Source organism: Lysobacterales bacterium, assembly GCA_019634735.1.
Taxonomy (GTDB): Bacteria; Pseudomonadota; Gammaproteobacteria; order Xanthomonadales; family UBA2363; genus Pseudofulvimonas.
Genome location: JAHCAT010000003.1, coordinates 1 through 18893 on the forward strand (window position 1 = coordinate 1; position 18893 = coordinate 18893).

Genomic DNA, 18893 nt, shown 5'->3' on the forward strand with positions numbered 1-18893 from the left:
CCGGTCCCCGGTCCCCGGTCCCCGGTCCCCGGTCCCCGATCCCCGATCCCCGATCCCCGATCCCCAGTCCCCGGTCCCCGGTCCCTGGTCCCTGGTCCCGAGTCCCGAGTCCCGAGTCCCGATACATTGCATTGCCCCCACCCCGCCCCCATAGTGATCGGCTGGGCCATCCGGCCCACCCCTCCCCCTCCCAGCCTCAAGGTGACCCGCCGTGGATGTCATGGACCGCATCAAGCAGACCGTCGAATCGCAGCCGATCGTGCTGTTCATGAAGGGCACGCCGCAGTTCCCGATGTGCGGCTTCTCCAGCCGCGTCGTCCAGGCGCTGAAGGCGGTGGGTGCGGAGTTCGGATCGGTCAACGTCCTGGAGGACCCGGAAGTCCGGGCCAGCCTGCCGCGCTATTCGGACTGGCCGACCTTCCCGCAGCTGTTCATCAATGGCGAGCTGATCGGGGGTTGCGACATCACCATCGAGCTCTATGAGAAGGGCGAGCTGGCGCAGATGGTCGCCGAGGTCGCGCGCAGTTGAGCGGTCCCGGCCTTCCCGGGCTGGCCTGCCCGGCCGGGCTGGGCGAACCGGCGCCGGACCTGTCCGGCAAGGTGGTGCTGCTGGTCGGTGCCGGCGGCGGCCTCGGCCAGGTGCTCGCCCGGAAGCTGTCGGCTGCGGGCGCTGAGGTGGTCCTGCTCGGCCGTCGCGTCGCACTGCTGGAGCGGCTGTTCGACGCCATCGAGGCCGAGGGCGGCAAGGCCGCGATCTATCCGTTCAACCTGGCCGGTGCCGGTCCGGACGACTACGCCCAGCTGGCTGCCACGCTGCACGAAAAGTGCGGTGGACTCGATGCCCTGGTGTTCGCCTCGGCGCACCTGCGTGGCCTGAGCCCGGTGGACCACACGCCGCCGGACGACTGGCTCACCGCCCTGCACGTCAATCTGGGCGCGCCGTTCCTGCTGGCGCAGGCCTGCCTGCCCTTGCTGCGTGAGCGTCCCGGCTCGGCGCTGCTGTTCACCGTGAACGGTCCACAGACCGTGGCGCGCGCCTACTGGGGTGGCTATGGCGTGGCCCAGGCCGGCCTGGCGCAGCTTGCGGCGGTGCTGGCCGATGAGCTCGAGCAGGGCCCGGTCCGCGTGTTCGCCCTGGATCCCGGGCCGATGCGCACGCCCCTGCGGCAGAAGGTCTGGTTTTCCGAGGATCCGTCCGCCGTGCCGTCGCCGGAGGCCGCCGCCACGGCGATCACCGGACTGCTCGGTCCGCAGGGCGCGGCGCTGGCCGGTCACCTGCTGCGGCTGCACGACGCCTGATCCGGGTGCCGCCCTGGCGCGGCGCCCGGCGGATACGCCGTGGTCCGCGCCCCGTCATCGGGCTGCGGCACGGTGAGGAGATCGCCGGCCAGGGTGGCGGCCTCAAGGATCATCCCGGCTAGACTGCCGGCCATGGATGTCCTGTCGGCCGCCCTGCTGCTGTTCCTGATCATGGATCCGCTGGGCAACATCCCGGTGTTCCTGGGTCTGTTGCGGCCGCTGCCGCCGCGCCGGCGGCTGTTCGTCCTGGCCCGCGAGCTGGTGATCGCCCTGGCGATCCTGTTCGCGGTGCTGCTGGCCGGCCAGTGGGTGCTTGCGGCGCTGCACCTGCGCCAGGAATCGATCAGCATCGGTGGCGGCATCGTGCTGTTCCTGATCGGACTGAAGATGATCTTCCCGCCGGCCAACGGCCTGTTCGGGGAGATCCCCGAGGGCGAGCCGCTGGTGGTGCCGATGGCGGTGCCGCTGATCGCCGGGCCGTCGACCATGGCGGCCCTGCTGCTGCTGGCCAACCAGGATCCCGCCCGGACCGTCGACTGGAGCCTGGCCCTGCTGCTGGCCTGGATCGCCAGCGCGGTGATCCTGTTCTCGGCGACTTCGCTGTACCGCTGGCTGGGTCCGCGCGCGCTGGGGGCGCTCGAGCGCCTGATGGGCATGCTGCTGGTGGCGCTGTCCGTGCAGATGGTGCTGGACGGCGTGGCCGCCTATCTGCGCGGGATGAACTAGTTCGATGCGCCTCGTGCTGGCGGCGATCGGACAGCGCATGCCGGCCTGGGTCGAGGCCGGCTTCGGCGAGTACGTGCGACGCATGCCGCCGCACCTGCGCCTGGAACTGGTCGAGCGTCCGGCATCGCCATGGGCGGCACGCGGCGACGCCGAGCGTGGCCGTCGCGAAGAGGCGCTGTCGTTGCGCGCAGCCGTGCCTGCCGGCGCCCGGCTGGTGGCGCTGGACGAACGCGGCAGCGCCTGGTCGACCCGCGAGCTGGCCGACCAGCTGGAGCGCTGGCAGTCCGACGGCCGCGATGTCGCCCTGCTGGTCGGCGGGCCGGACGGCCTCGAGCCGGACCTGCGCGCGCACGCCGACCAGCGCTGGTCGCTGTCGCCGTTGACCCTGCCGCATCCGCTGGTGCGGGTGGTAGTCGTGGAGCAGCTCTACCGGGCCCACACCCTGCTGGTCGGTCACCCCTACCACCGGTCGGGCTGAGTTGGCGGGCCGCCGGTCCTCCGGAGCCGGCGGCCGACGCCTCTGCGGCGCTATTCTTGGCCGATGCCGGAAAACCCCCCGCAGCCCCGCCTGTTCCTCGCCTCGCGATCGCCGCGCAGGGCCGAGTTGCTGACCCGCCTCGGCGTGCCGTTCGAACTGCTCGATGTCGAACTGGCGGAATCGCCCGGACCGGGGGAGGCAGCGGCCGACTATGTCCGGCGCCTGGCCCGCGAGAAGGCCGGGGCCGGATTGCTGCAGGTGGCGGCGGTGCCGGGCGTGGTGGTGCTGGGGTCCGATACCGAGGTCGAGCTGGATGGCCAGGTGTTCGGCAAGCCCGCCGGTCCGGCCCAGGCGGTGGCGATGCTGCGGCGCCTGGCCGGCCGCAGCCACCGGGTTCTCACCGCCGTGTGCCTGGTCAGCGCCGGCCGCGAGGCCGAGGCGCTGTCGGTGTCGGAACTGCGCTTCGCGCCGCTGGACGAGGCGCAGATCGCCGCCTACGTGGCCACCGGGGAGCCGTTCGGCAAGGCCGGCGGCTATGCCCTGCAGGGGCGTGCGGGCGCCTTCGTCCAGCATCTCTCGGGCAGCAGCTCCGGCGTGATCGGGCTGCCCCTGTACGAGACCTCCCGCCTGCTGGCCGAATTCGGCATCGCGCCCGGCCCCGCCTGAGGCGGCGATCCCGGTCGCGCGCAGCGTGCGGTGCGATGGACCCGCCCGGTCCGTCCGCCGGACGTCGACCACCGAAGGCGCGGCCCCGGCCAGGTCGTGTTCGGATCGGGCACAATCCCGCACGAACGCGAGGAATTCCTGTGTCCGAAGAGCTGTTGATCAATGTCACGCCGCGCGAGACCCGGGTCGCCCTGGTCGAGAACGGCATGCTCCAGGAAGTGCTCGTCGAGCGCAGTGCCCGACGCGGCTGGTACGGCAATGTCTACAAGGGCAAGGTCGTGCGTGTGTTGCCGGGAATGCAGGCGGCCTTCATCGAGATAGGTCTGGAGCGCACCGCGTTCCTGCACGCCTCCGACATCGTGCGGACGGCGCCTGTGGAGCCGGAGCCCGAGCCGGACGACGGGCCCGCCGCGCCGGTGGCGCCGGCACCGGCGCCCACGCCACCGATAGGCGAGCTGGTCCGCGAGGGCCAGGAGCTGGTCGTCCAGGTCATCAAGGATCCGATCGGCAGCAAGGGCGCACGACTGACCACGCAGATCAGCCTGCCCTCGCGCTACCTGGTGCTGATGCCGCGCAGCCGCACCCTGGGCGTGTCGGCGCGCATCGAGGACGAGACCGAGCGCGGCCGCCTCAAGACGATCATCCAGGGTCATGCCGAGCGCACCGGCTGCGGCTACATCGTCCGGACCAATGCCGAGGGCCAGCCCGCCGAGGCCCTGGACGAGGACGTCGCCTATCTGGCCAAGGCCTGGGCCGAATTGCAGGCGGCGGCGCCCAGCGCCAGGGTGGGCGCCCGCCTCTACGAGGACCTGGGGCTGCCGCTGCGTGCGCTGCGCGACCTGATGCGGGCGAACATCGAGAAGGTGCGGATCGATTCCCGGGAAACCTGGGAGAAGGCCCTTGCATTCGCCCGCATCTACATGCCAGGTCAGGTCGAGCACATCGAGCATTACCCCGGAGAACGACCGCTGTTCGATCTGTACGGCATCGAGGACGAGATCCAGAAGGCCCTGCACAAGAACGTGCCGCTGAAGTCCGGGGGGCACCTGGTGTTCGACCAGACCGAGGCGATGACCACGGTCGACGTCAACACCGGCGGCTACCTGGGCCATCGCAACCTCGAGGAGACCGTGTTCCGGACCAACCTCGAGGCGGCCCAGACGGTCGCCCGTCAGCTTCGCCTGCGTAATCTTGGCGGCATCATCATCATCGACTTCATCGACATGGAGGACGATGAGCACAAGCGCCAGGTGCTGAGAACCCTCGAGAAGGGCCTGGCCCGCGACCACGCCAAGACCACGGTATACGCCATGAGCCCGCTGGGCCTGGTCGAGATGACCCGCAAGCGCACCACCGAGAGCCTGGCCCGGCAACTGACCGAGCCCTGTCCCGCCTGCGAGGGCAGGGGGGTGGTCAAGACCGCCGAGACCGTCTGCTACGAGGTGTTCCGCGAGATCACCCGGGCGGTCCGCCAGTTCGAGGCCGACGCCCTGCTGGTGCTGGCCAGTCCGCGCATCGTCAACCGCATCACCGAGGAGGAATCGGCGGCGGTGGCCGAACTGGAGGAGTTCCTGGGCAAGAGCATCCGCTTCCAGGCCGAGGAGCAGTACGGACCCGAGCAGTACGATGTCGTGCTGCTCTGATCCCCGGCTGCGCGGCCGCAGCGGCATTCAGGCCTGCGGTAGCGTCCGGGCCGCCTGATGGCCTGGCGTCGCCGCCTGAGGCGCACCGTGCTGTTCGCGGTGGCCGGACTGCTGATCGGCCTCGCCGTGCTGGTCGGCCTGGTGCAGTTGGCGCTGCCCTGGTGGGCCTCCGACCCGGACCGGGTCGCCCGGCTGTTGTCCTCGCGGCTGGCCACGCCGGTCCGGATCGACGCGGTGCAGCCGGTCTGGAGCGGGCGCGGCCCCCGCATCGTGCTCGATGGCGTGCGCCTGGGCACCGGCGATGCGGAGGTGGTGCTCGGCCGCGCCGAATGGGCGATCGACCTGGCCGGGGCCCTCCTGCCCGGACGGCACCTGAGCGAATTCCGGCTTGATGGCCTCGATCTGGTCCTGGAGCAGAGTGCCGACGGCACCTGGGAGGTGCTGGGCCTGCCCGAGTTGTTCAAGGGACCGACCCGCCCCTTGCGGCAGATCCTCGACACCTTGCCGGCCTTCGCCCTCTACGACAGCCGGCTGACGGTGCGCGGCCCGGACTCGGGCGCCGCGATGGTGGTCGAGCTGGCCTCGCTGCGCCGGTTGCCCGGCAGCGGCCCGGTGCGCTGGCGGGGCCGCGTGCTGTCCGGGGAGGCCGGGGCCGCGCAGGGCGAAGGCCTGACCCTGGCGCTCGACCTGCAGGGTACGCGCGGCCTGCTGCACGTCAGGGGAGAGCGCCTGTCCCTGTCCGACTGGCTGGCGCCCTTGCCGATGGCGGGGCTGCGTCCCGCGGACGGCCAACTCGCCGTGGATGCCTGGCTGCGCCTGGAGGGTTCGGGCATCGAGTCGATCCGGCTCTCGGTTCGCTCCCGTGGCAGCCGCTGGACCTCGCGCACGCCGGTCATGGGCCCCGACGACGGCACGCCGGCCGGCGTCAGCCTGCCGGCACTCCGCCTCGACACGCACTGGTGGCGCAGCGGCGCGGGCGGCGAGCTTGCCGGCGAACTGGTGCTGGGCGAGGGTCCACCCGCCAGACTGGCCGGCAGGACGGCGGAAGGCCTGCGAAGCCTGCATGTCCGCGACCTGCCCCTGTCCGCGTGGCTGCCGGTCCTCGCCCAGGTCGATGCGCTGCCACCGCTGATGCGCCAGTGGCTTCGCGAGAGCGGGGCCGATGCCCGCATCGACGGCGTCGATCTGCATTTCGAGGGTCCGGCGATCCGGCAGTACGCCGTGCGTGTGACCGGACTCAGGGCGGCACCGGCTGCCGGCCTGCCGGGCCTGGACGGCCTGGGACTGCGGATGCGTGGCGACCCAGCGGGCCTGGTCGCCTGGCTGGAGCCGGATCCTGTTGTCATCGCCTGGCCGGGCGTGTTTGCCGCGCCGGTCCAGCTGGTGGCCGGCCCAGGCGTTCTGGCCGGATGGCAGCATCCCGAGGGCGGCTGGACGTTCGGCAGCGACGGCCTGGTGTTGCGCCTGGGCGAGGGGGAGGTGGAGCTGGCGGGGGCGGTGGATCTGCACGCGGGGCAGGCACCCCTGGTCGATGCCGGTGCGCGGGTTTCGGCGACTTCCCTGCAGTCGGTCAAACCGTTCTGGCCACTGAACCGCATCCCCAACACCGCGGCCTTCCTGAACCGGGCGCTGACCGCCGGCGAGTTGAGCGGCGGGCGGGTCTGGCTGCGTGGACCGGTGGACCGCTTTCCGTTCGCCGGCAACGAGGGTCGCCTGGATGCCTCGGCCTCGGTGCGCGGCGCCGGTCTCGACTACCACCCGGACTGGCCGGCCCTGTCGGGCATCGACGCCGACCTGCAATTCGAGAACCTGGTGCTGGACATCCAGGGTCGCCGCGCCCAGGTGATGGGCATGCGACTGGCACGGGCCAGCGCGCGCGTCGACGACCTGCGCGATGCGGTTTTCAGGATCCAGGCCCAGGGCCAGGGCAGCGGCGAGGCCTTGATGGCAGTGTTGCGCGCCACGCCGGTGCAGTCGCTCTACGGCGACCAGATCGCCGGCATGGCGCTGGCCGGCGAACCCCGGGTGGACCTTGAGGTCGCCGTGCCCAGCAAGCCGGAGCTGGGCAGGACCGAAGTCGATGGCCGGGTCGTGTTCAGCGGAAGCGAACGCTACACGGACAGTGTTCGGGGCCTGGTCTTCGGGGATCTGCGCGGCAGCCTGGCCTTCACCCGCACCGGCCTGTCCGCCGAGCAGCTGGCGCTCAGCCTGGCTGGCGAGCCGGCGCAACTCGCCCTGCGCATCGGCAGCCCGACCGTGGATCCGGAGGCCGCCGTGGAAGCCGAGCTGACCGGGCGGGTGTCGGCATCAGCGCTGTTCGCCCGGGTCCCCGGACTTGCGCCATTGCTGACCGCGGCGCGCGGTAGGGCCGATTGGCGGGTGCGCCTGCACGTGCCCGACGAGGGCGATGGCTGGCTGCGCGCGGAAAGCGACCTGCGCGGCATCGCCTTGCGCCTACCTGCGCCGCTGGCCAAGGAGGCCGACAGCGTCCTGCCGCTGCGCCTGCAGACCGGCCTGGCAGAAGTCGACCGGCGCATCGACCTTCGCCTGGGACCGCTGCTGCGCCTGCGGGCGCGCCTGCCGGGGCCGGGTCAGCCGCTGGCCGGCGCACTGGCACTGGGCGGGGCCGAACCCGAGCAGATTCCCGACAGCGGCTTCGTGGTGACCGGCCAGGTGCCTGCGCTCGATCTCAGCGGCTGGTTGGCCTTCGAGGAGGCCAGCGGCCCACCGCCTGCGCCCGTTGGCACCGGGGACGATGCCGACGCGGACGCCGGCCCCGTCGTCACCCGGTCGCCGCCGGAGGACGCCGTGCCCGTCCAGTGGCCCCAGGTCATCCTGCGCGTCGGCGAACTCGGCGTACTCGGCCGCTCCTTCCGGGAGGTCGATGTGCAGATGCGTCCGGGCGAGGGCCAGGTCCGGGTCGATCTGCGCGGCCCCGACATCGATGGCCAGGTGCTCTGGTCCAAGGCGGCTGCCGGCAGGGTGGTGCGCGGGCAGCTCGCCCGCCTGCATGTCCCGGAAGGACCAGGCGGCGCGGCTGGCGGCGTGGGTGCGCCCGACGCGATGCCCGGCCTCGATCTCGCCATCGACGACCTGCGGGTCGGCGCCGTTGCCCTGGGCCAGGCCCGTCTCGAGGCGGCGGTCGCCGGTGATGCATTCGAGATCCGCCGCTTCGAGACGCGCAGCCCGGCGTTCGACATGGACGCGACAGGCAACTGGCGACGCAGCGATGGCCGCGACCTGTCGACGATGCGTATCGACCTGGCCGCAGAAGATCTTGGCCGGATGCTTGAGGTGTTCGGCTTCGCCCGGCTGGTCGAGGGCGGCAGGACGCGGATCGGCATCGAGGGAAGCTGGCGCGGATCGCCGGCCGCGTTCGCACTGGAGGTGGTCGATGGCCGCCTGACGGTCAAAGTCGAGAGCGGCCGGATCGCCGAGCTCGATCCCGGGGTGGGCCGGCTGTTCGGACTGCTCAACCTGCGCGAGATTCCGCGACGGCTGATCCTGGATTTCCGCGACTTCTTCAGCCAGGGCCTGCGCTTCAACTCCATCGAGGGCGAGTTTGCCCTCAATGTCGGCGAGGCATACACCGACAACGTGGTTCTCAAGTCCTCGTCGGCGGACATCCTGTTCACCGGTCGCACCGGCCTGATCATGCGCGACTACGACCAGATGGTCGAAGTGACGCCACGGCTGGGTGGTACCCTGCCGGTGGTCGGCGCCATCGCCGGCGGACCGGCCGGCGCGGCGGCCGGCCTGATCGCCCAGGGCATCCTGCGCGTCGACCAGGCGACCAAGGCCGTCTACCGCGTATCCGGCTCCTGGGACGAGCCGGTGATCGTCAAGCAGGAGCCGGCGCGCGAGCAGCGCGGCCGGCGCGCCGACCCCGACCCCCGGCCCGGAGCCGACCCGGGCACCGCCAGAACCGACCAGGAACGCCGTCGACCATGACCGACCCGTCTTCCGCATTGACCCGTGCCGAGCAGGCGCTGCTGGCCCCAGGCGGCCTCGACAGCGGCGACCTGGAGCGCGTCTTCGGCATCGTCATGGGCCCGGGCATCGACGATGCCGACCTGTACTTCCAGCGCAGCCGCAGCGAGTACTGGGGCCTCGAGGACGGTATCGTCAAGGAAGGCAGCCACTCGATCGAGCAGGGCGTCGGCGTGCGTGCGATCAGCGGCGACCGCACCGGCTTCGCCTATTCCGACGAGATCGTGCTGCCGGCACTGCGCGAGGCGGGCGAGGCCGCACGGGCGATCGCCCGGGATGGCCGCAGCCTGCCCGGCCGGGCGCTGACCGCCCGCCATGGGCGGGCGCTGTATGCGCCCCTCGATCCGATCGACAGCCTCGACAACGAGGCCAAGGTCAATCTGCTGCGCGAGATCGATGCCTTTGCCCGGGCCCTGGATCCGCGTGTCCGACAGGTCATCGTCAGCCTCGCCGGCAGCATCGAGACGGTGCTGGTGGCCGCAAGCGACGGCACCCTGGCCGCCGACGTCCGTCCCCTGGTTCGCTGCAACGTCCAGGTGATCGTCGAGTCAGGCGGCCGCCGCGAGCAGGGCAGCGCAGGCGGTGGCGGTCGCCACGACTACCGGCACCTGCTGGCGCAGGAACTGCCGTTCGCCTTCGCGCGCGAGGCGGTGCGCCAGGCCCTGGTCAACCTCGAGTCGGTCGATGCGCCGGCCGGCGAGATGGCGGTGGTGCTCGGGCCGGGCTGGCCGGGCGTGCTGCTGCACGAGGCGGTCGGGCATGGCCTGGAGGGCGACTTCAACCGCAAGGGGACGAGCGCCTATGCGGGCCGGATCGGCGAGCAGGTGGCCTCGCCCCTGTGCACGATCGTAGACGACGGCACCCTGGCCAGCCGTCGCGGCTCGCTCAACATCGACGACGAGGGGACGCCGACCGCCTGCACGACGCTGATCGAGAACGGCGTCCTGGTCGGCTACCTGCAGGACCGCCTGAACGCCCGGCTGATGGGACAGGCGCCGACCGGCAACGGCCGCCGCGAGTCCTTTGCCCACCTGCCGATGCCGCGCATGACCAACACCTACATGCGCGCCGGCGAAAGCGACCCCACCGAGATCATCGCCTCGGTGCGCCGGGGCCTGTATGCCGTCAACTTCGGCGGCGGCCAGGTCGACATCACCTCGGGCCGTTTCGTGTTCTCGGCGTCCGAGGCCTACCTGATCGAGGACGGCAGGGTGACCGCGCCGGTCAAGGGCGCCACCCTGGTCGGCAACGGCCCGGAGGCGATGGCGCGGATCAGCATGGTCGGCAACGACCTGGCGCTCGACGCCGGGGTCGGCGTCTGCGGCAAGGAAGGCCAGAGCGTGCCGGTCGGGGTCGGCCAGCCGACCCTGAAGATCGAGCGCATGACGGTCGGCGGCACGCGGTCGTGAGCCGGGTCGCGCGCTGGATCGCCTGCGCCGCGCTCGCCTCGGCGGGCCTGTCCGGGCAGGCCCGCGGCCAGGCGCCGATGGAGCAACGGGCGGCCGGCACCTTCGAGGTCGAGCTGACCGTCGAGCAGGACGAGGACGAAGGCAGCACGCGTCTGGGCCGGATGCGACTGGACAAGCGGTACACGGGCGGCCTCCAGGCGACTGCCGTGGGCAGCATGCTGACTGCCATGTCGCCGGTCGAGGGTTCCGCTGCGTACACCGCCATCGAGCGCGTCTACGGCATGCTGGAGGGCCGCAGCGGCAGCTTCGTCCTGGTCCACCTGGGCACCCTGGAGCGCGGTGCCGGCGAGCTCGACATCCGGATCGTTGCCGATTCCGGGACCGGCGAGCTGGAGGGAATCCGCGGACGGATGCTGATCGAGGTCGACGGCGGGCTCCATCGCTACGTGCTGGACTTCAGCTTCCCGGACATCGCCGAGTGAACGGCAGCGGGCCGGGCCCGCTGCCGGCCTGGCAGGCGAGCGCCCGCGCGGCTGCCCCGTGCCGCTACTCGAAGGGCGCGAACAGCAGGGTATCGAAGCGCGCCGCGAAGAAGTTGTCGTACAGGTTCTGGACCAGCACGTCGTAGCCGGCCGGGCGAAGGTGGAAGCAGTCCCGGCCGATCAGCAGGTTGCGCATGGACTCCAGGGGACTCGGACGATCCAGGTCGCCCGGCGGCAACAGCGTTCCGGGTGCGATGCCGGCGCCCGGGAAGCCATAGGTGTACTGCATGAGGCCGGCGTGGCGGACGTAGCTGACCCGCGGATGGGCGGCCAGTTCGGAATAGGCGGTCTCGAACTCGATCAGCGCCTCGTTGATCTGGCGTGGCGTGGGCTGGCCCAGGCTGTCGTGCAGGGGTCGGCAGAACAGCGGACCGACGATGCCGCCGAGCGTGTTGACGAAGTTCGGATAGTCGTAGAGGCTGATCACCACGACCATGTCCGGCCGGTGCGCCAGGATGAAGGCCACCACGGTCTCCAGGTCGAGCCGGATCTGCTCCTTGAGCGCCTCCACCTGGGCCGGCGTCATCTGCGTCGACCAGGCGTTCAGGAAGTCGTTGCCGCCAATGGTGACCTGCACGGTGTCGACGCCCGGGGCCGCATCGAGGGCCTGCTGGATGGCGGCCAGGCGGGCCGGTTGCGCCCACTGCGCGGCGGTCGAGCCGCTCTCCGTCGTCGCCGCCCCGAGTATCCCGACCGTGGTCGCGCCATTGGCGTCGAACACCAGCCGGTGGGAACCGTCGCCCCACTGCTGGGCCGCCCAGCTGTCGCCGACCAGCAGGACCCGCGGGACGACCTGGGCCCCGGCCGGCGCGGCCAGCGCAAGCGCCATGACGATGACGCAGGCGCATCGGTGCAGGGACATCAAGGTCATCGCGGCTCCTCCCGGGGCAAAGGATTGCAGGCTAGCAGCGCGCTTGCGCGCGGCCCAAGGACTTCACGTGTGCGCCCGCAGCACGCGGCGCGCACGACGCGACTATGCTCCTCGCTCATGGACGAGGAGAGCGATCAGACCCAGCCGGTATTCAGCGCCCGCGGGCTCACCAAGGTGTATCGGATGGGCGATGTCGAGGTCCACGCACTGCGTGGCATCGATCTCGATCTCATGGCCGGGGAGTTCGTGGTCCTGCTGGGTGCGTCCGGCAGCGGCAAGTCCACCCTGCTCAACATCCTGGGCGGACTGGACACGCCGAGCGCGGGCACGGTGACCTGCCGCGGGCACCTGCTGACCGGCGCCGACGAAGCCGGGCTCACCCGCTTCCGGCGGCGCCAGGTCGGCTTCGTCTTCCAGTTCTACAACCTGGTGCCGAGCCTCACCGCGCGCGAGAACGTCGCGCTGGTCACCGAGATCGCCAGCGACCCGATGTCCCCCGAGCAGGCGCTGGCCATGGTCGGCCTCGCCGACCGCCTCGACCACTTTCCGGCCCAGCTTTCCGGCGGCGAGCAGCAGCGCGTCGCGATCGCGCGGGCGATCGCCAAGCGGCCGTCGGTCCTGCTCTGCGACGAACCGACCGGCGCCCTGGATTCGCGGACCGGGATCCAGGTGCTTCAGGCGCTGCTGCGCAGCAACCAGGAGACCGGCGCGCTGACCGTGGTGATCACCCACAACGCGGTGATCGCCGGGATGGCCGACCGGGTCATCAACCTGAGCGACGGACGGATCAGTGCGGAGCATCGGAACGCGGTGCGCGCCGAGCCTGGGGACCTGCACTGGTAGCGGCCGGCCAGGTCCCGTGATCGCCATGCAAGGCCCGGTTTTCGGTAGAGTGCATCCGTGCACGGATCACAGGACCGGGAGGACGGGATTCGACAGCGCGATGCGGCGGGCGCCGTATCCGCGCGTCCGGCCGCGGCGGTCGCCTGGGGTCTGCTGGCGTTCCTGATCGGCGCCACGATGAGCGTCCTGGCCGGCATCTGGCATCAGCGCACGCTCGCGGAGGAGCGCAGCCAGGACCTGGTGCGGGGGGCTGAGCGCGCGATCGACGGCATCCGCCTCGAGCTGGAACTGGCCGGCCGGCTGGTGAGGTCGGTGCAGGCCGTGTTCCTGGCATCGGAGGACGTCAGCCAGGCCGAGTTCGAGCGGCTCCTCCGTGGCATAGAGACGGACGGCGGCTTTCCTTCCCTGCAGGCACTGGCCTTCGCGGAAAGGGACGTCGACGCCGGGGGCGCCACCCGCTACATCACCCGCATGGTCGCGCCGGTGCGCGGCAACGAACGGATCCTCGGTCTGGACGTCGCCAGCCAGCCGGAGAACCTCGAGGCCCTGGAGCTGTCGGGTCGGATCGATCGCCCGGTCATGTCGGCGCCCTTCCGGCTGCTGCAGTTCAGCGATGCCGAACGACGGGGCATGACCATCCGCCTGCCGGTGTTCTCGCCCGGCGAGCCGCCGGCGAACCCCGAACAGCGCCAGGCGCGCATGCTCGGCTCGCTGGCCGCATCGTTCGACCTCGACGGGCTGCTGGCCAGTGCCGTGGCCTCGGAGCTGCGCACCGTCTTCCGCATCCGCGTGCTGGACATCACCGGCGGTGGCAGCGGCGTGCTGCTTCACGATTTCCGGCCCGATGCCGGCGACCGCAGCGCCGGCGTGGCGGTCACCGAGGACATCGAGTACGGCGGCCGGCGCTGGCGGGTCGAGCTGGTCGCGGTGCCGTGGGACAGCGTGCTGTTCGGCTTCCCGCTGCTCACCATCGCGATCGGCGTGCTGGGCAGCATCCTGCTGGCGCTGCTGATCTGGTCCCTGGTCGGCACCCGCGCGCGCGCGCAGTCGCTGGCCAGCCGCATGACGGCCCGCTATCAGGCCAGCGAGGCGCGATTCCGCACCCTGAACGAGCGGCTGCCCGTCCTGGTCGCGCTGGCGCGCGCCGACGATGGCCGCATCGAGTACCTGAATGCCGCCGGACGACGGCGCCTGGGCGTCGATCCGGACCGCGGCATCGGTATCGGGCTGGAGGCGATGCTCGCCGATCCGGAATTGCGGGCGAGGGTGCTGGCAGTGGCCTCAGGCGCGCCGGCCCTGGTCGAGGAGGCCGCCCATATCGGACCGGGGCGCGGATTCTGGGCCAGCCTCTCGGTCGCGCGCGTCGCGTTGGACGGCGCGGACCGGCTGCTGATCGTGGCGAGCGACGTCACCGAGCTTCGCGAGCTGGCCGAGCGGCTGCGCTACCAGGCCAGCCACGACGAACTGACCGGGCTGCTCAACCGGCGCGGCTTCGAACAGGCGCTCGACGAGGCGATCGCCCTGGTCGATGCCGGTGGCGCGCCGCGCGCGCTCCTGTACCTGGACCTGGACCAGTTCAAGGTCGTCAACGAGAGCGTCGGGCACGCCGCGGGCGATGCCCTGCTGGTGCACCTGGCGGGCCGGCTGCAACGGTGCCTGATGCCGGGCGACCGCCTCGCACGGCTGGGCGGCGATGAGTTCGGCGTGCTGCTCGCCGACGGCCGCGAAGAGGTCGCAAGGATCGCCGCCGAGCGGATCCGGCAGGCGATCGCCGAGGTCGTCTGGAACCACGAGGACCGCAGCTACCCGGCCAGCGCCAGCCTGGGACTGGTCCTGCTCGATCGGCCCGGGCTGGGCCGCCAGGAGCTGATGTCGCTCGCCGACACGGTCTGCTTCCTGGCCAAGGAGGGCGGTCGCAACCGGCTGCGCATCTATCGTGCCGACGACGTCGAGAGCGCCGGCCGGCGCGCCGCGCTCGCCTCCGTGGGGCGCGTGCGCCAGGCGCTGGCGGACGGCCGCCTGGAGCTGCACTACCAGGAACTGATACGCATCGGCCGGGGCCACGAAGGCGGCGGGCCGCACATCGAGCTGCTGCTGCGCATGCGCGATCCGGATGGCCGGCTGGTTTCGCCGGCCGATTTCATCCCCGCCGCCGAGCGCTTCGGGCTGATGCCCCAGCTGGACCACTGGGTGGTCGATGCCGCGCTGTCCAACTTCGAACGCCTGCATCCGCAAGGGCAGGCGCTGGCCAGGTGCGCCATCAACCTGTCCGGCGCCACCATCGACGACGAGGGCTTCGCGGACTTCCTGCTTGCAGCCATCGCCCGCCACGGGGTGCCGGCGCGCAAGCTGTGCTTCGAGATCACCGAGACCACCGCGGTCGGCAACATGCCGCGTCTGCTCGCGATGATGCAACGGCTGCGTGCCGCGGGCTGCTGCTTCGCGCTGGACGACTTCGGGACGGGCACCGCCTCGTTCGGGTTCCTCCGGCAGCTCGCGGTGGATGCGGTCAAGATCGACGGCAGCTTCATCAGCCGCATCGATCGCGATCCGATGAGCCTCTCGATCGTCCGCGCGATCGTCGAGATCGGCCACCAGGCCGGACACGACGTGGTGGCCGAGTGGGTCGATTCCGACGTCATCCTGGAGCGCGTCCGCGGGCTCGGCGTCGACTGGGCCCAGGGTTTCCACCTGCACCGCCCGGAGCCGGCCGTCTTCTGCCGATGAACGCCCCGGCCGCAGCGCCGGCCCGGCCCCGGGTGGATCCGCGGTGACCACCCTGAACCGCAAGCTGTGGCGCGAGCTGCGCCAGTTGTATGGCCAGGTGCTGGCGATCTCGGCGGTGCTGGCCGCGGGCATCGCCACCATGGTGATGGCGCTGGGCAATCATGCCGCCCTGTCCGACAGCCGCGCGCTGTATTACGGGCAGCAGCACTTCGCCGATGTCTTCGCGCAGACGCGAAGGGCGCCGCTGTCGCTGATCGAGGCGGTGCAGGAGATCCCCGGCGTGCGCCAGGCCCAGGGCAGGGTGGTGGCGTTCGCCCCGCTGGAGATCGAGGGCTTCGACGAGCCGGCGACCGGCTGCTTCGTGTCCCTGCCGGCACCCGGGGATCCCGGCCTGAACGGCGTCCACTTGCGGCGCGGCAGGTTGGCGGTCGCCGATGACGAGATCGTGGTCGGCGAGGCGTTCGCCGATGCCCACGCGCTGGTGCCCGGCGACCGTCTGGTGGCTGTGCTCAACGGTCGTCGCCAGCCGCTGCACGTGGTCGGCATCGGGCTGTCCCCGGAGTTCGTCTATCCGATACGGCCCGGCGACATCTTTCCGGACTTCCGTCGTTTCGGCGTGTTCTGGATGGCGCGCGAACCGCTGGCCGGCGCCTTCGACCTCGATGGCGCCTTCAACGATCTCGCGGTCGCCCTGGACCGTGCCGGTCGCGAGGCGACGGTCATCGATCGCCTGGACGCGTTGCTGGCGCCCTATGGCGGATTCGGCGCGCACGGCCGCGATCTGCAGGTTTCGCACCGCTTCCTCGACGAGGAGCTCGACCAGCTGCGGGTCATGGCGCGGATGTTTTCCGCGATCTTCCTCGGCGTCACCGCGTTCCTGCTGAACATCGTGCTGGGCCGCCTGATCGCTGGCCAGCGCGAGCAGATCGCCGTGCTCCGGGCCTTCGGCTACGGTCGCGGCCAGGTCGCTGCGCATTACGGTCAGCTGGCACTGGCGATGGTCGCTGTCGGCATCCTGCCCGGACTGCTGCTGGGCGCCTGGATGGGCGAGGCGATGGCCGGCCTCTACACCGAGTTCTACAGTCTTCCGTACCTGCGTTGGCGGCTGCCGGCCGGGCTGGTGCTGCTGTCGCTGGGCTTTGCCGTGGCCGCCGCCGCGATCGGCACCGCCGCCGCTCTGGTGCGTGTGTTCGCGCTGACGCCGGCCGAGGCGATGCGTCCGGAGGCGCCGGCGCGGTTCCGGCGGGGCCTGGTGGAACGGCTCGGCCTGGGCCGGCTGTTCGGTCCGGCCGGGCGCATGATCATGCGCAACCTGGCCCGCCGGCCGCTGCGTTCGCTGATGTCGGTCACCGGCATCGCCCTGGCCGGCGGCATCCTGGTGATGGCGCGCTTCCAGGCCGGAGCCATCGACCACATGATCGAGGTGCAGTTCGGCCTGGCGCAGCGCGACGATATCACGGTCGGGTTCGTCGAGCCGACCAGCGGCCGTGCCGCACTCGACCTGGCATCGATGCCGGGCGTCACTCGGGTCGAGGCATTCCGCACCGCCGCGGTCAATCTGCGTCATGGACACCGCAGCCATCGCACCGCCCTGCTGGGGCTTCCGCAAGGGGAGGGTGCCGGGCTGAAGCGCGTGCTCGACAGCAGTCTTCGGCCCATGCCGGTGCCGGCGGAGGGCGTGGTGCTGACCGACCATCTGGCCCGCATGCTCGCGATCCGACCCGGGCAGTCGATCGAGGTCGACTTCCTGGAGGGCCATCGGCGCACGGCGCGCGTTGAGGTGGTGGGCGAGGTGGCCGAGTACCTGGGGGTCGGTGTCTACGCCAGTCGTGCCACGGTGAACCGGCTGCTCGACGAGGGCGATGCGATCAGCGGGGCCTGGCTTGCGCTGGACGAGGACGCGCGGCAGCGGGTCGTGCAGCGCCTGCGCGAATCGCCACGGGTCGCCTTCATCGGCGACCGCCAGGCAACCCTCCAGGGGTTCCGGTCGACCATGGCCCGCGGCATCCTGACCTTCACCCTGATCGCCACCCTGATGGCGGGATGCATCTGCGTCGGGGTGATCTACAACGCTGCGCGTCTGACCCTGGCCGAGCGCGGCAGGGAGCTGGCCAGCCTGCGGGTGTTGGGCTACACGCGGGGCGAGGTCCGCACCCTGCTGGCCGGTGAGCTGTTCGCGCTGGCATTCCTGGCCATCCTCCCCTCCGCCCTGGCCGGGGCCGGGATGGCGGCCCTGCTGGTGCAGGCGTTCCAGTCGGACCTGTACCGCATACCGCTGGTGCTTCCGGTCGCCGGCTTCGCCTTCGCCGCATTGGCGGTGCTGGCCTCGACCGCGCTGTCGACCCTGCTGGTGCAGGCACGTCTGGATGCCATCGATCTGGTCGCCGCATTGAAGTCCGGGGAATAGGCGAGGTGGGCCGGACCGACCGCATGGGCAATGCGTGTCGGCCGCGCTTGCGGCATGCTGGTCGCAACCGGAGGTCCCCATGGCGGCACTGAAATCCCCCCGGGTCTGGCTCGCGCTGACCGCGGTGGCCATCCTGCTGGTCGTTGCGGCCTGGCCCGCCGCGCGCCTGGTCGATGGCGTGGAGGTCGACGTCGGCGAGGTCGCGTCCACCGTTGAGGCGGAAGGGCGAACCCGCCTGGTGGACCGCTACCTGATCGCCGCACCGGTGCCGGCGATCGCCCGCCGCCTGGTACTGGCGCCGGGTGATGCGGTGCGCGCTGGCGATCCGCTCGTCGCACTCGACCCGCTGGCCTCGGCGCCGCTCGATCCGCGCAGTCGCAGCGCGGCCCTGGCCACCCTGGCCGCCGCCCGATCGCGGCTGGCCGCGGCCGAGCAGCAACAGCGGGCCGCAGAGGCTGCGGCCCGGCAGGCCCGCGCGGATGCCGAGCGCCAGCAATCGATGGCGACCCGAGGACTGGTCCCCCAGGAGGCGGCCGAGCGCGCCGCCACGGCACGGGAACTGGCCGACCGGTCCTGGGCGAGCGCCCGCTTCGGCCGCGCCACGGCAGCGCACGAGCTGGAGCTGGCCGAAGCCGCCCTGCAGTCCGGACCGGCCGGCGGCAACGGCGAGGGTCTGGTGCTCAGCGCGCCGGTCGACGGCGTGCTGCTGCGCCGGCACTTCGAGAGCGCGCGCCCGGTGCAGGCCGGCGAGCCGCTGGTGGAGATCGGCGACCCCGCCCATCTGGAGGTCGAGGTCGACGTTCTTTCCGCCGACGCCGTGCGCCTGCGCGAAGGGATGGCGGTGGCGCTGTCGCGCTGGGGCGAGACCGAACCGCTGGCCGGCAGGGTGCGCCGGGTCGAGCCGGCCGGCTTCACCAAGGTGTCGGCGCTGGGCGTGGAGGAACAGCGGGTCTGGGTGATGGTGACGCTGACCAGTCCACCGGACCGCTGGCAGCGCCTCGGCGACGCCTACCGCGTGAATGCCCGGTTCGAGCTGGAGCGTGTCGAGGAGGTCGTGCGGGTGCCGGGCAGTGCGCTGTTCCGCCATGGCGATGGCCACGCGGTGTTCCGGATCCAGCGCGGTCGCGCGCGCCTGGTGCCGGTGGACGCCGGGCTGCAGGGCGGCGGCTACCGGCAGGTGCTGGCGGGCCTGGTGGCCGGGGATGTCGTGGTGGTGCACCCCGACCGCAGCCTTGCCGACGGCGATCGGATCCGTCTGCCCTGAGGACATCCCGCCCGCCCGGCCGGGGACG

Annotated in this window: 14 protein-coding genes; 13 read left to right on the plus strand and 1 reads right to left on the minus strand. The window is 71.7% G+C overall.

Annotation, left to right across the window (positions count from 1 at the left end; translation table 11 throughout):
- Positions 1-211 precede the first annotated feature (211 nt).
- The 9 genes from grxD to KF823_03990 all read left to right on the plus strand — a co-directional run bounded on the left by grxD (position 212) and on the right by KF823_03990 (position 10693).
- Positions 212-529, plus strand: a complete 318-nt coding sequence (gene grxD / locus KF823_03950; GenBank protein MBX3725049.1) for a Grx4 family monothiol glutaredoxin — start codon at positions 212-214, stop codon at positions 527-529.
- Positions 526-1299, plus strand: a complete 774-nt coding sequence (locus KF823_03955) for an SDR family NAD(P)-dependent oxidoreductase (GenBank protein MBX3725050.1) — start codon at positions 526-528, stop codon at positions 1297-1299. The genes grxD and KF823_03955 overlap by 4 nt, the downstream gene beginning before the upstream one ends.
- A 132-nt stretch (positions 1300-1431) precedes the next feature.
- Positions 1432-2025, plus strand: coding sequence for a hypothetical protein (locus KF823_03960; protein MBX3725051.1), 594 nt, complete (start codon positions 1432-1434; stop codon positions 2023-2025).
- Between the two features lie 4 nt (positions 2026-2029).
- The gene (gene rlmH / locus KF823_03965; protein ID MBX3725052.1) at positions 2030-2503 is read left to right on the plus strand and encodes a 23S rRNA (pseudouridine(1915)-N(3))-methyltransferase RlmH; all 474 of its coding nucleotides are present in this window, start codon (positions 2030-2032) and stop codon (positions 2501-2503) included.
- A gap of 63 nt (positions 2504-2566) precedes the next feature.
- Positions 2567-3169, plus strand: a complete 603-nt coding sequence (gene maf, locus KF823_03970) for a septum formation inhibitor Maf (GenBank protein ID MBX3725053.1) — start codon at positions 2567-2569, stop codon at positions 3167-3169.
- A 140-nt stretch (positions 3170-3309) separates the two neighbouring features.
- Positions 3310-4812 (plus strand): ribonuclease G, encoded by a 1503-nt coding sequence (gene rng, locus KF823_03975; GenBank protein MBX3725054.1) that lies wholly within the window; start codon positions 3310-3312, stop codon positions 4810-4812.
- A 57-nt stretch (positions 4813-4869) separates the two neighbouring features.
- On the plus strand, positions 4870-8763 hold the full coding sequence (locus tag KF823_03980) for a TIGR02099 family protein (protein ID MBX3725055.1): 3894 nt from the start codon (positions 4870-4872) through the stop codon (positions 8761-8763).
- On the plus strand, positions 8760-10211 hold the full coding sequence (gene tldD, locus KF823_03985; GenBank protein MBX3725056.1) for a metalloprotease TldD: 1452 nt from the start codon (positions 8760-8762) through the stop codon (positions 10209-10211). The genes KF823_03980 and tldD overlap by 4 nt, the downstream gene beginning before the upstream one ends.
- Entirely contained in the window at positions 10208-10693 is a 486-nt protein-coding gene (locus KF823_03990; protein ID MBX3725057.1) for a DUF3224 domain-containing protein, read from the plus strand. Before tldD ends, KF823_03990 begins: the two co-directional genes overlap by 4 nt.
- A 64-nt stretch (positions 10694-10757) precedes the next feature.
- Here KF823_03990 and KF823_03995 read toward each other — a convergent pair whose 3' ends face one another.
- On the minus strand, positions 10758-11624 hold the full coding sequence (locus KF823_03995; protein ID MBX3725058.1) for an SGNH/GDSL hydrolase family protein: 867 nt from the start codon (positions 11622-11624) through the stop codon (positions 10758-10760).
- Positions 11625-11741: 117 nt separating this feature from the next.
- Between KF823_03995 and KF823_04000 the strand changes: the two genes are divergently transcribed.
- The 4 genes from KF823_04000 to KF823_04015 all read left to right on the plus strand — a co-directional run bounded on the left by KF823_04000 (position 11742) and on the right by KF823_04015 (position 18865).
- Positions 11742-12467: an ABC transporter ATP-binding protein gene (locus tag KF823_04000; protein MBX3725059.1), complete on the plus strand. Its 726-nt coding sequence runs from the start codon at positions 11742-11744 to the stop codon at positions 12465-12467.
- Between the two features lie 57 nt (positions 12468-12524).
- A complete protein-coding gene (locus tag KF823_04005) occupies positions 12525-15194 on the plus strand; it encodes an EAL domain-containing protein (GenBank protein MBX3725060.1) in 2670 nt (889 codons plus the stop codon).
- 43 nt (positions 15195-15237) lie between these two features.
- A complete protein-coding gene (locus KF823_04010) occupies positions 15238-17601 on the plus strand; it encodes an FtsX-like permease family protein (GenBank protein ID MBX3725061.1) in 2364 nt (787 codons plus the stop codon).
- A gap of 79 nt (positions 17602-17680) precedes the next feature.
- A complete protein-coding gene (locus KF823_04015; protein MBX3725062.1) occupies positions 17681-18865 on the plus strand; it encodes an efflux RND transporter periplasmic adaptor subunit in 1185 nt (394 codons plus the stop codon).
- Positions 18866-18893: the final 28 nt, after the last annotated feature.

Excerpts from the sequence above, each read along its gene's own strand:
- tldD (MBX3725056.1), top strand. The coding sequence starts at position 8,760 with ATGACCGACCCGTCTTCCGCATTGACCCGTGCCGAGCAGGCGCTGCTG.
- rlmH (MBX3725052.1), top strand. The coding sequence starts at position 2,030 with ATGCGCCTCGTGCTGGCGGCGATCGGACAGCGCATGCCGGCCTGGGTC.
- KF823_03980 (MBX3725055.1), top strand. The coding sequence starts at position 4,870 with ATGGCCTGGCGTCGCCGCCTGAGGCGCACCGTGCTGTTCGCGGTGGCC.
- KF823_04015 (MBX3725062.1), top strand. The coding sequence starts at position 17,681 with ATGGCGGCACTGAAATCCCCCCGGGTCTGGCTCGCGCTGACCGCGGTG.
- KF823_03960 (MBX3725051.1), top strand. The coding sequence starts at position 1,432 with ATGGATGTCCTGTCGGCCGCCCTGCTGCTGTTCCTGATCATGGATCCG.
- KF823_04000 (MBX3725059.1), top strand. The coding sequence starts at position 11,742 with ATGGACGAGGAGAGCGATCAGACCCAGCCGGTATTCAGCGCCCGCGGG.
- KF823_03995 (MBX3725058.1), bottom strand. The coding sequence starts at position 11,624 with ATGACCTTGATGTCCCTGCACCGATGCGCCTGCGTCATCGTCATGGCG.
- maf (MBX3725053.1), top strand. The coding sequence starts at position 2,567 with ATGCCGGAAAACCCCCCGCAGCCCCGCCTGTTCCTCGCCTCGCGATCG.